Annotated in this window: 13 protein-coding genes; 6 read left to right on the top strand and 7 right to left on the bottom strand. The window is 45.4% G+C overall.

From position 1 onward, the window contains the following. Positions 1 to 30 precede the first annotated feature (30 nt). The 5 genes from HNP76_RS07155 to HNP76_RS14455 form a co-directional block, all read right to left on the bottom strand. On the bottom strand, positions 31 to 867 hold the full coding sequence (locus tag HNP76_RS07155) for a D-alanyl-D-alanine carboxypeptidase family protein (protein WP_184658974.1): 837 nt from the start codon (positions 865 to 867) through the stop codon (positions 31 to 33). 7 nt (positions 868 to 874) lie between these two features. Further along, positions 875 to 1201 carry an STAS domain-containing protein gene (locus HNP76_RS07150; protein ID WP_184658972.1) on the bottom strand — a complete coding sequence of 109 codons (327 nt, stop codon included), beginning with the start codon at positions 1199 to 1201 and terminating at the stop codon, positions 875 to 877. 12 nt (positions 1202 to 1213) lie between these two features. After that, complete coding sequence (locus tag HNP76_RS07145; RefSeq protein ID WP_184658970.1) at positions 1214 to 3373, bottom strand: PP2C family protein-serine/threonine phosphatase; 2160 nt, start codon at positions 3371 to 3373, stop codon at positions 1214 to 1216. An 8-nt stretch (positions 3374 to 3381) separates the two neighbouring features. Then, positions 3382 to 4794: a PP2C family protein-serine/threonine phosphatase gene (locus tag HNP76_RS07140; RefSeq protein ID WP_184658968.1), complete on the bottom strand. Its 1413-nt coding sequence runs from the start codon at positions 4792 to 4794 to the stop codon at positions 3382 to 3384. Positions 4795 to 4919: 125 nt separating this feature from the next. Next, a complete protein-coding gene (locus tag HNP76_RS14455) occupies positions 4920 to 5321 on the bottom strand; it encodes an RNA recognition motif domain-containing protein (RefSeq protein ID WP_184658966.1) in 402 nt (133 codons plus the stop codon). Positions 5322 to 5423: 102 nt separating this feature from the next. Between HNP76_RS14455 and HNP76_RS07130 the strand changes: the two genes are divergently transcribed. Further along, positions 5424 to 6398 carry an Hsp33 family molecular chaperone HslO gene (locus HNP76_RS07130; RefSeq protein WP_184658964.1) on the top strand — a complete coding sequence of 325 codons (975 nt, stop codon included), beginning with the start codon at positions 5424 to 5426 and terminating at the stop codon, positions 6396 to 6398. 288 nt (positions 6399 to 6686) lie between these two features. On the opposite strand, the gene HNP76_RS07125 is transcribed toward HNP76_RS07130, so the two are convergent. After that, positions 6687 to 8186: a glycine hydroxymethyltransferase gene (locus HNP76_RS07125; protein WP_184658963.1), complete on the bottom strand. Its 1500-nt coding sequence runs from the start codon at positions 8184 to 8186 to the stop codon at positions 6687 to 6689. A gap of 153 nt (positions 8187 to 8339) precedes the next feature. On the opposite strand from HNP76_RS07125, the gene HNP76_RS07120 reads away from it, so the two are divergent. Next, positions 8340 to 8735 carry a tetratricopeptide repeat protein gene (locus tag HNP76_RS07120; RefSeq protein ID WP_184658961.1) on the top strand — a complete coding sequence of 132 codons (396 nt, stop codon included), beginning with the start codon at positions 8340 to 8342 and terminating at the stop codon, positions 8733 to 8735. Between the two features lie 93 nt (positions 8736 to 8828). Here the strand turns inward: HNP76_RS07120 and HNP76_RS07115 are convergent, their stop codons facing one another. Further along, positions 8829 to 10130 carry a vWA domain-containing protein gene (locus tag HNP76_RS07115; RefSeq protein ID WP_184658959.1) on the bottom strand — a complete coding sequence of 434 codons (1302 nt, stop codon included), beginning with the start codon at positions 10128 to 10130 and terminating at the stop codon, positions 8829 to 8831. Between the two features lie 106 nt (positions 10131 to 10236). Here HNP76_RS07115 and HNP76_RS07110 point away from each other — a divergent pair, with 106 nt between their 5' ends. From HNP76_RS07110 to HNP76_RS07095, 4 genes are all read left to right on the top strand, one after another. After that, entirely contained in the window at positions 10237 to 11349 is a 1113-nt protein-coding gene (locus tag HNP76_RS07110) for a hypothetical protein (protein ID WP_184658957.1), read from the top strand. 68 nt (positions 11350 to 11417) lie between these two features. Next, positions 11418 to 11630 (top strand): 30S ribosomal protein S21, encoded by a 213-nt coding sequence (gene rpsU / locus HNP76_RS07105; RefSeq protein WP_184658955.1) that lies wholly within the window; start codon positions 11418 to 11420, stop codon positions 11628 to 11630. Continuing rightward, positions 11608 to 12564, top strand: a complete 957-nt coding sequence (locus HNP76_RS07100; RefSeq protein WP_184658953.1) for a phosphodiester glycosidase family protein — start codon at positions 11608 to 11610, stop codon at positions 12562 to 12564. The genes rpsU and HNP76_RS07100 overlap by 23 nt, the downstream gene beginning before the upstream one ends. A 60-nt stretch (positions 12565 to 12624) precedes the next feature. Next, positions 12625 to 13737, top strand: a complete 1113-nt coding sequence (locus HNP76_RS07095) for a PilZ domain-containing protein (RefSeq protein ID WP_184658951.1) — start codon at positions 12625 to 12627, stop codon at positions 13735 to 13737. The last annotated feature ends 59 nt before the right edge of the window (positions 13738 to 13796 follow it).

The raw sequence follows: 13796 nt of genomic DNA, 5'->3' as shown, positions 1-13796 counted from the left end.
GAAGTCTGCTTCCAGGCCTTTTAGCGGAATCTAATCTATTTGCTTCCATGCCGCGACAAATTCCAGCATAAACTGCTGGACGTCGCTGAACCATTTTTTCTGGAAGCGGCAGGCTTCCTTTCCAATATAGCGGAAGTGCCAGCATTCCCACATGTAGCCGGTTACGTCCTCGTAATCGCGGGGGAAAGAAAGGCTCCAGCCGTAATCAGATGCATGGTTATAAACCCATTTCCCCATTTTTGTATCACCCCAGTCCTCGGTGATTGAACCGAAGTCAACGGCCGTTCCAAGCTGATGCTGGCTGGTACCAGGCCGGGCAGAATAACGCTCTGCTTCGGCAAGTCCGTCCTGCTTTACATAGCGGTTAAAAAGTCCTTCCTGATATTTATATGAGCGGTAAGTTGAAGAAACCATGAGCTTGATTCCGTCCCTCAAGGCAGCCCGCGAAAGTTCTTCAAGGGCAGCGTAGCTTTCCGGGCGGAGGGAGAGGTCGTTACGGCTGGCGTTCCAGAAATCATTGTTTTTAACAGGCTTTAAATCACGCGGAACATAGTCAGAGCCGATATTGTGTTTTTTGTCGATAAGATAAAGCAAATCAAGGTCGTCATTTCTGTGAGCCGACTTTTCTTCTGCAAGAACCTTGTGCAAGTCAGCCAGAAATTCTTCCGGGTCGCCGTTTGGAATTGCAGTCTTGCAGCGCTCAGTCATTTTTGCAAAAACCCGGCGGAGCTTTTCAACTTCAGGATTTGCAGACTGGACTGTTTCGCCAGCTTTCTTTTGATTAGACGAAGTCTCAGCAAAGGCGACTTTTTCCTTGCAGGAAGAAAGGACAAAAAGACAAAAAAGAGCAAAAATAATTTTTTTCATTTTAAGTTTACTGGACTTCCGTTACGGCGTGAATAATTGAGAAGACATCGTAAAATCCTGTTTCTTCGAGGGCTACACGAGCCGACGGAGAAGGATTCATCATATAGAATTTGTGGCCGTTGTCTTCACCGTCGTTAAAAGTTGCCATCATGAGGCCGACACCAACGGAATCAATCGTCTCAACCCGCTCCAAATCAACTACGATGTTTGACTTTTTTATGGTTTCATCAAGTTTTTCAGCGAGCTCGGTGATTGTATATGTGTTCATTACGCCAGAAACTTCGTAAAGGATGTAGTTTGCACCCTCTTTTTCGGTAATTGAAAGCTGCTCCATTTAATTCTCCTTTTACTGAATCTTTTTCAAGATGAAAACGCTTACATCGTCATCAAGCTCTTTTGACAGGAATTCAAGCAAAGTATTGTAAGAAGTAGAAATCATTGTTTGAGCTGCCAGGCCTGTATTTTCGATGATTGTTTTTTGCAGGCGGTCTTTTCCGAATGCCTCGCCACGAAGTGACTTTGAGTCAAGCAAACCGTCAGTACAAGCAACAAGAATGTCACCAGGATTGAGCTTAACCTTTTTGACCTTTATATACGGAGAAATGTCCTTTACGAAGCCCAAAACGTGACCTTCACCCTGAATTTCCATGACGTTGTTGTAAGCACGGTTATAGAGGAAGAAAGCCGGAACCGCACAGTTGATGTAATAGACCGTATCATCCTTGAAATCAATAAGGGCGAAGACACCCTCAAAGAAGGTTCCCCGGGGAAGATTGAAGCGGATGAAGTGATTGACCTTTTCAACCAGGAGCTTGAAGTCCTTTGTTTCCTGAAGGAAGGTTCGGATTACAGACTTAACGATAACCATGCTCATTGAAGCCGCAATACCCTTGCCTGAAAGGTCGCCCATTACGAAAATGTGACGGTCTTCTGAAAGCTTGATAAGGTCGATGAACTCACCACCGATGTTGTGGGCGTGAACCATCATTGTAGACGAGTCAAAGCGCTTGTTCTTGATTGGATCCATGTTGCCCTGAATAGATTCGATAATCTGCTCAGACATTCGGATTTCTCGGTTGACGGTACCGACGATGGACTCGTTACCAATGTTCTTCATGTAGTAACCGAATACGAAGAAGTATGAGTAAAGCTTCTGGAAAACGGCATGGTCGTAGTTGTTGTAGACGTTTCCACCGGCCTTCTGACCAAGAATGATTACCGCAAGAATATGGCGGCCTTCGTTCAGGATGATGAAAGCTTCTGACTCAGTCTCCTTGAAGAATTTCAGGATGTCTGCACGGACATCAGAATAGAAGAAACCGTTTTCAATTGAACTTTTGAAGATTACCCGCCTGTTCTGGTTGAGCAGAGAGTCGAACATCTTTCCTTTTGTGGAAATTGTGAGCCTCTTTTCGCCCTCAAGGTCATATACTGACTGAATTTCTTCGGAACCGTTGTCAACGAGGATGCGCATGAAAGACATACCGATGTTCTTGGTAAAAATCTGCTGCATGTTGCGGACGATGTTTTCCGGGTCATCAGAGAAGTCGAAGTTTGAAAGGTCTTCCTCAAAGAGGGTCGCATACTGCATTGAACGGAAGCCCGACCGTCTGTTGAAGAATTTCATGAGCTGGTATGAAGCCGCAATAAGAGCAGTCATCAAGGCAAGGAGATAGAAATAGAACAAAACTCCGTGCGATGAAGTTCGTGACCAGAAGAAAGCAAATCCAATACCAGAAATTAAAGCCGGGAAAATATAGCACAAAAGAGCCTTTGCGCCAAAACCGACCATTGAAAGGAAGTCATAAAGGAAATCTACGAGGGTTGAGCGAACCAAAATCCACTGGGCAAGAACATAAGGAATGAGAATCAAGCCTGAGAACATTGGAACACGTTTTGTAGCCCTGTAAATCAAAGCTAACATTATCCATGCAGAAATCAGGGAAAGAGCATTCATAATTGACTTCTGATGATCGAGCCTGCCTTCGCGGTTCTCTGAGCGCAAAAGCAAAATGAGCATAGAGAAGAAAGGCATGACGAAAATGATTATCGTACAATAGAAAGTAAACCAGTTATAAGGGAATAAGGCCGCAAGATTTCCTTTGAACAAAGAAACTGAATCGACACGGACACCGACGAAACTGGTAACAGTAACATTTGTAACATGGAAGAAGACTGCCCATGCACACCAGATGGCACCTGCAATCGAAAGAATCTGAGCGATGAACTTTTTTTCTGTTGTTGGATAGAAGATACAATATACAGAAAAATAGAGGGAATAAAGGCCTAAGAGGAACAAAGTCAATTCAGCGAAGAAGACTACAAGCCTGGCCGGAGCACCGTGGGCAGCGAAAATAGTGAGTCCCATGGCACCACAGGCAAGGGCGAGGAAGACGTTCAAGGAAATGACCGGGTTTTTACCTTCGTTTCCAGTTTTTGAATCAAGGAAGACAGCAAGCCAAGTCATGAACATGGCAAGCGCAAAGTTAATCAACGCAAAAATCATAAAATCACCTACCTCTGAACCTTTGCAACAAGCATCGTCAAGTCATCATGAAGCCTTGTGTCGGCATTATAATCCAATACAAGATTTACGATGTCAGCTACAAATTCCTGCGGATCTTTTGATGCGCTGGCTTTGATTGTATTTGTAAAGAGCTCAGTATCACCAAGCTCGACTTTATCTTCGTTCATAACCTCAGAAACACCGTCCGAAGCCATCATGATAAGGTCACCAGAGAAGAGCCTCTGCTCGGAAACCTGAACATCGCCCGGCTCAATAGGAATGATTCCGACGACCGAACAGTTTGAAGAAAGAGACTTGATTCGGTAACCTTCAGGAGAACGGGTTACGATGATAGGGTCTGACATTGAAGCGTTTACATAAGTGATTTTCATCTTTTCAGTATCAACGATACCAATGAAAAGAACCGTGTACTTATCCTGAAGATGCATGCCCTTGATAGCCGCATCGACAGAAATAATCATGCCGACCAAATCTTCTTTATTTTCTTTGATTTTTACGGTGTTCATTACCAAGCCCATGACCAGAGCCGCGGCAAGACCTTTACCGGAAACGTCACCGAGCATGAGCAGGGTTTTGTTTTCATCAATAGGAAGAACTGAATAATAGTCACCTGAAACGTTAATCAATGGACGGAAATATGCGCCCAGCTTGAGGTTTTTGATTTCAGGCATTTTCTTTGGAAGGAAGGAAACCTGTGCATCAGCCAGCTGCTGCCATTCAGTCGTAAGCTCAGAAATTTCGGCAAGGCTGGAAATGATTCGGGAACGGTTTTGGAAGCGGACGAATTCCTCGTAGAGTTTTTCGTAAATCTCTGTATCAAAAAGATATGTGTATCGGTTGAAGATATAAAGATGCTCACCGTCACTTGCGAAGAAGAAGCCTCGGGCCTTTTTACGGCTTGTAACAAGACCAAGGTTTTCGCCGAGGAAGTTAATCGGGTCGTGCCAGGTTACGCTATAGTTCTGCTCAAGTTTTGTGAAGACGGCAGGATCATTTGTAATCTTATTGGGGCTATTATATAGAATATAATTTGCATTTCGATCGATGTAGAGGACAGAACAGTCAGCCTCGATTTCGAGAATGTCAGCAACTGCAGCATAAAAATCTTCGAGAGAGTAGCAGAATCGCAATCGTTCGATAAATTTTGTAAAATAAGCCGTTGCGCCTGTTTCCATGGAACGCCTTTCGATACGAATTCGAGCGTTCTCAAAGATCGTGATACTTGTAAAAAGCATGACAACAAAAAGAACAGCCGTAACAGCAATAGGGAATATGTTCGAATATGTTCGATAATCAGTCAACTTTGTTTGCGGCGCAAGATTAACAGCCACGAAAAGGAATGATGCAACTGCAACAAGGTTTATGACAATCAGCGCGATACGCCTTTGAGTCTTATACATAAAGCCCCCTGACTTTTAGAAATTTATGACTTATCTCTTTTTTATCGGCAAAAAACTTAATAATAATTAGTAAGCACTCGCAGAGTTTTAGAAAAAGGCTGTCCAATCAAAAACAGCCTCATCAATTAATACTCTTCGGCAGTGCTCTTACGCTCGCTGCGGTCGCCACGGAAAGGCTTTCTTTCTCTTCCACCGCGTTCGCCAAAATCTCTTTTCTCTCCGAAATTACGTCTTGGGCGCTCTCCATCGTCCTTAAAGAATCTTTTTGCACCGCCATTTCTAGCAGGTTTTTCTACAGCCTCGCTAACACGGATTCTTCGTCCGTCAATATCTTTTCCGTTCATGCCGCCGATGGCACGCTCGCCCATTACATCTGAGCCCATTTCAACAAAGCCGAATCCCTTTGACTGTTCAGTGAATTTATCCTTCATTACTTGAACTGAAACAACATCTCCGTAATTAGAAAATGACTCGCGGAGTTTATCCTCGGTTGTTGTGTAGCTAAGATTGCCTACGTAAAGTCTCATATAGTCCTCAAAAAAAATAGAATGCGAATATTATAGCATATTGTAAAATAAAATACAAAAAAAATGTGGAGGGCTTTCCGCGATTTTGATATACTGAATACTATGATTAAGCAAGAAATTAAAGACAAGGACCTGCTCGAACATCTGGGCAGGATTCATAAAGATGAGATGACCATGTTCGTCATGGCAGACGGTCAGTTCCGCGGTGCATTTTTTAACGGAACAAGGCTCGTAAACCAGATGCGCGCCCAGCACAATCTGGGCATTCTTGAAACCATGATTTTAGGTCAGGCCATGCTTTGTGCCGCCATGCTGATTCCAACAATGAAGGGCCGCGAACACCTCACTTTCCGCTACGATACTAACGGACCTGCGGCAGGCTTTTCAGTTGAAGCAGACTCAACAGGCTATGTACGCGGATTTTTGCTTCAGGACAGGATTCCAATCGAAAAGCCTCTGGAAAACTGGGATTTAGCTCCATTTTTGGGCGAAGGCACCCTCACAGTTTCCCGAATCGGCGAAGGAATGAAGGCACCCCAGGTCGGCACGGTCGAAATCATGTACAAAAACATCGCAAAAGACCTTGCCTGGTACTTCCTTCAGAGCGAGCAGATTCACACCGCTTTCAACACAAGCATTCAGTTTGACAAGGAAGGACGCGTAATCGGAGCAGGCGGCATGTTCCTGCAGCATGTTCCGGAAGCCGGCGGCAAGAGCAAAATCAGTGCCCAGACAGAAAATTCCGGAGCCGAGGATAAAAAGACAGCCGAAGAAGACTTGATCCGCCGTGCAGAAAATGCCTTCCGCGCAATGCCTTCTATCGGAAAATGGTTCAGTGACGGCGGCGACATGGAAGATGTAATTTACGGTCTTTTCCGCGAATTCAATCCGACAGCAGTCTTGAACCGCGACATAATTTTTGACTGTCCGTGCAGCACAGAAACTTTTGCAGAGCACATCAGGCACCTTCCAAAAGCAGAGCTCGAAGACATCATCGCGCATGATCCGGATCCGCTGGAAGTTGTCTGCCACTGCTGCGGAAGTCGGTATGAAATAAAAAAATCAATGCTGAAATAAAGCGTTAAAAAAATCAACTGGATAAACAAAAAAAACAGGCTCCCAGTCGTGATAACGGCTTATCGAAACCTAGGGAACGACGGCGTAGCCGGCAAAATGCTCCGATGGAGCATTTTGAGTGAGTCTCCGAACAGCTATGCTGTGAAGGCCTGCTAGCCTGCTACACGCGTTTTGTGCCCGTAACTATATAAGTTTGCCGCTCACGCGGCAGCACAAAACGAGTGTTTTCGTAAGCCGTTTCACTTCTTAACGCCTGTTTTTTTTGCATCTATCGTCTTTTTTAAGAATTTATTTCACAAATTCCTTTTTCAAGAAATCGAGATCAAGTTCTGGATAAAGGACGAACTTGCTCAAGAGGGCCTGGACTCTTTTTGATGCGGCTTCTTTTACGGCCGGGTCAAGGTTGATTTTACCCTTTGCTGGCTTTCCTTCTTTTGTGAGGCCTGGTTTTGTGCCTTTGAGGACCTGGTCGATGATTGAGGCAACTTCCTTCATTTCATCCTCGCCCATACCCAGCGTTGTGAGGGCTGGAGTTCCAAGGCGAAGGCCAGATGTCCACCATGCGCCGTTTTTGTCGTATGGAAGGGCGTTTGCGTTTACTGTAACGCCGCACTCGAACATAGCTGCCTCAGCCTGCTTTCCAGTCAAGCCGTAAGAAGTAACGTCTGCGAGCATGAGGTGGTTGTCAGTGCCGTCGGTCTGCAAGCGAACGCCCAAATCCTGCAAAGCTTTTGCCAAAGCCTGTGCATTTTTAACAACTTTTGCGGCATATTCCTGATAAGCAGGAGTGTTTGCTTCCTTAAATGCGATTGCCTTTGCAGCCATAACGTGTGGCAAAGGTCCGCCGAGAACCATCGGACAGCCCTTGTTAACGTAGTCAGCGAATTCTTTTTTGCAGAGAATCATAGCACCGCGTGGACCACGCAAAGTTTTGTGGGTTGTAGTTGTAACGATATCTGCCCATTTTACTGGATCATAGTCACCAGTGAAGACTTTTCCGGCAACGAGACCTGCGAAGTGAGCCATGTCTACCATCAATACTGCTCCGCACTTGTCTGCGATTTCACGGAAGCGCTTGAAGTTGATTTTGCGTGGGTAAGCTGAGTAGCCTGTGAGCAAAATAAGAGGCTTAACTTCCATTGCCTGCTTTTCGATTGCATCGTAGTCCAAAAGACCTGTTTTTTCATCAACACCATAAGGATGGCTTTCGAACATGCGGGCAGAAACGTTCATTTTGTAACCGTGAGTGAGGTGACCGCCGCAAGAATAATCCAATCCCATCAATTTCTGATTTCCGAAGCGCTTGCGGAGTTCTGCGAACTGTTCTGCAGTCAAGTCATTCAAAGATTTTACACCAAGTTCTTCGAGAGTAGGGGTCTCAACCTTTGCAGAAAGGATTGCCCAGTAAGCAACCAGGTTTGTGTCTGCACCAGAGTGTGGCTGAACATAAGCATAATCTGCCCCGAAAAGCTCTTCTGCCTCGCGGGCTGCTTCCATCTCAACAGCGTCAACGTTTACACAACCGCCATAGTAGCGGTGCTCTGGATATCCCTCAGCGTATTTGTCAGTGAGCAAGTTGCCCATGGCAGACTGAACAGCGAGAGAACAGTAGTTCTCAGAAGCAATCAATTTGAGGTGGCTTCGCTGATTCTGGATCTCATTTACAACAGAAGCGGCAATCTTAGGATTAACCGAAGCAACCTGCTGCAAATTCGCAACATAAGCACACATTGCGGCGCTAGGCTTTCCACCGCAAGACGAAAGGTAATTTTCCAATGGTGTAGACATAAAAAATCTCCCAAAAAAAGTGATAAGTGAGTTTATCAAAAAAAGCATATAAGTTCAACAATACTATTAATAGAAACATTTCGAAAGAAACCGCCCCTATCCACTTTCTAAAAGCATGTTTCCTTTTTTCAATTGATTTGTTATATTAACGTTATGAAAGTCACATCTATCAAAAAAATTTTTATTACGCTTGCCCTTGCGGCAGTATTTGCATCATGCGCATCAACGCCAAAAGAAATTCCTCAGGATTTAACAGCCCAGGAGCTGATTCAAAAAGGTCAGACAGAATTTGAAAACGGAAGATACAAGGCATCCCTTCGATATTATAATGCCGTCACAGAAAGATTTGCGGGCGAACCGGCAGTTTACGTCGAAGCCACATATGAAATCGGTCATCTTTTCATGAAGCAGAAAAAATACGATAAGGCCGAGGCTGTCTTCCAGGATTTAATCGACCTTTACGCCGCAGCCCAGCCGGGAACCCTTCCAGGCTCATACCGAAAGTTGTCTGAGCTCGAAATGGAAAAGATTCAGGCTAAAAAGCAGTAAGGGTTTTAGGGGCAGGAAGCGACCCGCTTGCGGCTCAAGCCCAGCTTTCGCCTTCGGCGACCGGCTCCCCAGGAAGGCTTTTTCCTCCCTGAATTATCGGCCACGGTCGCTCTTGTTGTCCGGCACGATTATCGCGTCAATCACAAGACCTTTCTGCTCGGCAAGGCGGGCGACCAAATCTTTAGAATACTTTCCGCTTCCCCTCGGACTTGGGTGAGGCTCAGCATCGCCAATCAGGATTATTTTCCGCTCGGCATCATTTCGCCACTTGTAATATTCAATCGAAGCATAAAGAGCCTCGTAAACAGCCTCAGGAATGTCTCCGCCCTCAGTACCATGTATATAGAAGCCATTTAAATTCTTTTTGAAATTCTGGACATTTTCAGTGAATTCGAACTTTTTGACCGGCAGATCCATCCACTTGTAGGTGTCGCCGTAATCGCGGTAAAGCAAAAGCCCCAGCCTCAGGCTCTTAAATTCCTTCACTTTTTCAATCAGCTGGGGAACCCAGACTTTACGCAGTTTTTCAATGTCATCCTTCATGCTGCCCGTAGTATCAATCGCAAAAATGACATCAGCCTCATCCTTGTTTTTGATTCTTTCGATGGCAGCCATAATATCGTCAGGAAGGGAGTCTGGTCCCTTTGAGTAAACCATTTCACCGCCGCCAAAAGCCGCAATATTCTTAAAACTCTCGGCTGCGTCAGGATTGTAGTCATCGGTAAGGACGATAACTTCAGGTTCTTCCGGGATTGGCTCAGGTTCCGGCTCGGGTTCAACTTCCTTTACAGGCACTTCGTCAATTTCAGGCTCCGGCTCCGGCTCTTTTGGAGGTGGAAGAGGCTTTTCCTTTACGACAGCTTTTCCCAGATCAAACATAAAGGGGTTGTCAGCATAATCACCGGTATAGTCACCATATTTTTTTTCAAAAGAACGGATGTTGATGAAGGTTCCCCGGCCGATTTTCAAAAGACCGTTGCGGGTCCATGGATAACCATAGGCGATTTCTGAAGGAATGAAGATATGAAAGGCTTCTCCGAAAAGTGAATCAGGCTCAGGAGTTGAGTCCATGAGGGGATATTTTGCCCCTTCTGAATCAAGAACTTTGCCGTTAAGATAGCGTATTTCGTCACCATTTATGGAATTATACTCAAGGGCACGGTAAGCGTAGCTGTCCTGCTTTCCTTCCGGGTCTTTCGTAGTCTCAACAAGCATTACCGACTCAATGCGGCTTTTCTTCCTTATATAAAGGTGATATCCTTTTGCCGAGTCAAAATTGGCTCCATCATCATAGACAAGACGCAAATCTTCAGGATGAATGAGAATGTCTTCCGCCGCAAAAGTTATTTCAAGAGAAAAAATCATCAGAAAAAACAAAAGGATACTTTTCTTCATATTCTAACAATCGGCACGAAAGAATATTGAATTTAGATAAAAGTATGCTATAATAAAATGTCTGAATAATGCTAAGTTTTCAGATTTTGATTATTACGGTAAAATCATGGACGAAATAAAGTTGGAATTCACTAACGTTGACATAAGCGAATTCTTCGATCAAAGCGAACAGCCTCAGGAAGAAATAGATACAGGAATCGTTGTATTCACAGAGCACCAGAGACAGCTGGTTCACACACTCCGCGACAAGCTCACGGGCGACAATGAAAATCAGCTTGCCCCTTTGAACAAGCGAATCGACGACCTTAAAAAACTCGCAATTGCAATCGCAAACTTTCCTTCACTTTTGGAAAGGGCAGACCTTACAGGCGGCACACGCACGCCAAATTCCCTGATAGACTCTCTTGTAAATTCAAATCGTGAGGGCGACACTACCCTTCAGCTTCCGTCAAAGGCTACTCTGGGCAAGGGCTTTCTTGTTGCAAAGCTGCACACATTTTCTTCCATTGAAAAGATTGCCCGCTCAGCAAACCTCGACCAGAAATTCATTCATCAGATTCACGACGAAACGATTTCCATGATGTTCCTCCTTCTTGCCGAAGATGTCTACCTTAACCTCATCCGCGACACAAGCCTCACCATGGAAACCCGCCGCCAGCTGGCCCTGGCCCTTCTCCTTCTTTGGGAACACCGGGCAGACCAGAATATCTCAGACATTTCACCGGTCTTGCAGGCAGTCTGGCAGGCACGCACACGCTTGGCTCCGGCTTTCGGCACCATGATGGGTACAAGCGAGCTCATTATGATTTCCTTCCAGCTTGACGAGCAGTGGTCTCAGTTCATCAAAACCAAACTGGGTGAGCAGGGCGTCAATCAGGCCATGGAAGAATTTCTTTTCGGCATTTCATACGAGCAGATTACCAAGCTCAAAAGCCTTCTTCGTGAACGTGGAATCGCCGCAATCGGTCGTGACGAAGTCTCTTCATTTCTGGGCACAGACGTCAAAACAGACGTAAGCGAGGACTACCGCGATTTCTTCCAGCAGTATTCCCTGCGCCGTGACAATGCCCGAGCCCGAAAGCGCCTCGATCTGCCGGGTCCTCACAAAACCCTCGAAGATTACTTCATCAGCTTTGTAATGGACATGAACCGCGAAAAACAGGAAAAAGACCTGCACAAGCACGAAAAAATTTCAGAATCGGCAGCAGCAAACGCTTGATTTTTTTTGTATTTTTTGATAAATTTGCGGAACTTACGGATTCTTCCGGGGTCAGGAGGTGAACACACATGGCAACAATCTTGGTTGAAGATACAGAGAACCTTGAGAAAGCAATTAAACGCTTCAAGAGAATGGTTGAAAAAGAAGGTATCATCCGCGAGTACAAAAAGCGTGAGTACTACGAAAAACCATCTACAATCCTGAACCGCAAGAACAAGACTCTTCAGCGCAAAATGATGAAGAAGACTCGTAAATCACATGATTCACGTTCAGCTTACTAAGTTCAGAAAACCTTCAGTCTTAACTGAGGGTTTTTTATTTTTTACAGCATTATTACTTTTCTCCTGCGCCACAAACCAAAATTTTCCCAAACAGGCGCAAAATCCCCAAAGCTATCAGGAAGCCGCCCCTGCACCAGAAAAAGAAAACCAGAGCGAATCCAGATTTAAATGGCAGCAGGTTCAGAATGCTGACTGGGCCCAGTATTTTTTCTATGAAAACAAAGAAGTCCCCCTCCGCTACCACTGCCTGAAAATCAATCTGGAGGATGAAAATTTATCAATCCTCACTTTTCCGGCTTCAAAAAATGACTTTACTCACAAAAAGGGCAAAAAAACAGACTTTTTCACAGGACTTACGGCCCAGGAATTTTCAGAAAAGACAAAATCAGTCATAGCCATAAACGCTTCTCCATATTCAGGAAAATTCAAAAACAGCAGGCTATCCCTTCTCTCTTCACCAAGGAAAATCGTCGGCATTCATATCGTAGACAAAGAAATCCTCTCGCCGCCGGTCAGGAAATACAGCGCAATCTGTTTCAAAAAAGCGGAAAAAGGCTTTACCGGAGAAATATTAAAAAAGCAGGAATCCCAGAATTTTACCGACTACGACTTTGCTTTCGCGGGCTTTTTTACAATCCTCAAAGACTTTCAAAAAGAATCTTTCCCGGCCCAGAACTCCGACTCCCGCACGGCCCTGGGGCTTTCTCAGGACGGCAAGACACTCTATCTCCTTATAGTAGAAGGAGAAAAAAAGACTCAGAGTACAGGCCTTTCCTATCAGAAATGCGCCGACATAATGCTTGAACTCGGTGCCAGCGATGCAATTCAGCTTGACGGCGGCAATTCGACAAGCCTCTTCATAAACGGCCGGAACAGTCTGGCCTACACAAGCAGGATTAAGAATGCGGTTTTCATCGGGTTCTCAAATAAATGATAAAAACGGCCTTAAATGATTTTATTGACGATAACGGTTTTATAAGATATTATTAAGGATATGGGAATTGCGACAAGCCAACAGCTTACAAAATATTACGATCAATACCGTGACACCGAAATCACATTTACAAAGGACATAATTCGTGCACTGGGCCTCGACCCACGCCAAGTCTATGTAAAGTGTAACGGCGGTCAGTGGCCTTGTATCATCAACTCTACTTCATTCCAGCACGCAAAAATTATTGTCGGCACAAAAGGTGGCGCATTCCAGGCTCTCGCAGCAAAGAACAATCCTACGGCCAACCTCCGCTTTTGTTTTAACGAGCAGGAAGGCGATGGCATCATAACATTTCTAGTTTCTTCACGAGTTGCTGAAATCCGCCCTTACATGAATTCAAAAGATCTTGTAATTGTAACGCTTCAGTTTGCGGCACGTCCGCCAGATGATTTAATCGAAATTTGCGGCCGTCTGCTTGAGGCAAATGCAAATGCAGTCCGCCGCCGCGAAGAGCGAATTCCAATCACTGAAGACAGCAAACGCAAGCTCAACCTTGCCAAAGAAGAATGTAACGTAATCGTTCAGAGCGTTCCCCGCCATTGTGTGGTCCGCGACATTTCCTTCTCAGGCGCAAGGGTCATTCTTATCGGCCTCTCACAGTATCTTGCAGGCAAGGAAGCAATCCTTCGCCTTGAATTCAACGAACCAAGTGAAATCATATCAATCCGCGGCACAATCGTTGCAGCAGATTTGATCCAGGGCCGCAAGGACATTTGTATTGCCAGCCTCAAATTTGACGAAAGCTCGCTTCCACTGTCCTTCAAAATGCACCTCAACACATATTTAACGGCAGTCCGCAAAGTTCAGCTTTCAGCATCAGAGCAGATTGCCCAGCAAAAGGCGGCTCAGGAAGCCCAGTCGGCACAAGCAGTTCAGGCTCAGCCTGCTCCGTCTGCACAGAGCGTTGCAAGGGCAGCAGTTTCAGCTCTGGCCCAGCAGACAGGTCTTGTTCCGCCGGCACAGGCACAGGCTCAAAACGCAGCCCAGTCTGCTCCACAAGCGGCTCCTGCACAAGCTCAGCCAGCTGCCCCGGCCCAGCCTGCGGCAAGCAGTGAACAGGCAGCAAGTCCTGCTCCGGCAAGTGCAGAAGCAGCCGCCGCTCCACAGGCCTAACAGATCAACAAAAGCACTGATTAATCAATTTGAGCGTTAATCAGTGCTTAAGTTTTTTT

This window comes from Treponema ruminis (assembly GCF_014201975.1).
Classification (GTDB): domain Bacteria; phylum Spirochaetota; class Spirochaetia; order Treponematales; family Treponemataceae; genus Treponema_D; species Treponema_D ruminis.
This window is presented reverse-complemented; position numbering and strand designations above follow the sequence as displayed.

Excerpts from the sequence above, each read along its gene's own strand:
- HNP76_RS07145 (WP_184658970.1), bottom strand. The coding sequence starts at position 3,373 with ATGATTTTTGCGTTGATTAACTTTGCGCTTGCCATGTTCATGACTTGG.
- HNP76_RS07140 (WP_184658968.1), bottom strand. The coding sequence starts at position 4,794 with ATGTATAAGACTCAAAGGCGTATCGCGCTGATTGTCATAAACCTTGTT.
- rpsU (WP_184658955.1), top strand. The coding sequence starts at position 11,418 with ATGGCAACAATCTTGGTTGAAGATACAGAGAACCTTGAGAAAGCAATT.
- HNP76_RS07125 (WP_184658963.1), bottom strand. The coding sequence starts at position 8,186 with ATGTCTACACCATTGGAAAATTACCTTTCGTCTTGCGGTGGAAAGCCT.
- HNP76_RS14455 (WP_184658966.1), bottom strand. The coding sequence starts at position 5,321 with ATGAGACTTTACGTAGGCAATCTTAGCTACACAACAACCGAGGATAAA.
- HNP76_RS07150 (WP_184658972.1), bottom strand. The coding sequence starts at position 1,201 with ATGGAGCAGCTTTCAATTACCGAAAAAGAGGGTGCAAACTACATCCTT.
- HNP76_RS07095 (WP_184658951.1), top strand. The coding sequence starts at position 12,625 with ATGGGAATTGCGACAAGCCAACAGCTTACAAAATATTACGATCAATAC.
- HNP76_RS07120 (WP_184658961.1), top strand. The coding sequence starts at position 8,340 with ATGAAAGTCACATCTATCAAAAAAATTTTTATTACGCTTGCCCTTGCG.
- HNP76_RS07110 (WP_184658957.1), top strand. The coding sequence starts at position 10,237 with ATGGACGAAATAAAGTTGGAATTCACTAACGTTGACATAAGCGAATTC.
- HNP76_RS07100 (WP_184658953.1), top strand. The coding sequence starts at position 11,608 with ATGATTCACGTTCAGCTTACTAAGTTCAGAAAACCTTCAGTCTTAACT.
- HNP76_RS07115 (WP_184658959.1), bottom strand. The coding sequence starts at position 10,130 with ATGAAGAAAAGTATCCTTTTGTTTTTTCTGATGATTTTTTCTCTTGAA.
- HNP76_RS07130 (WP_184658964.1), top strand. The coding sequence starts at position 5,424 with ATGATTAAGCAAGAAATTAAAGACAAGGACCTGCTCGAACATCTGGGC.
- HNP76_RS07155 (WP_184658974.1), bottom strand. The coding sequence starts at position 867 with ATGAAAAAAATTATTTTTGCTCTTTTTTGTCTTTTTGTCCTTTCTTCC.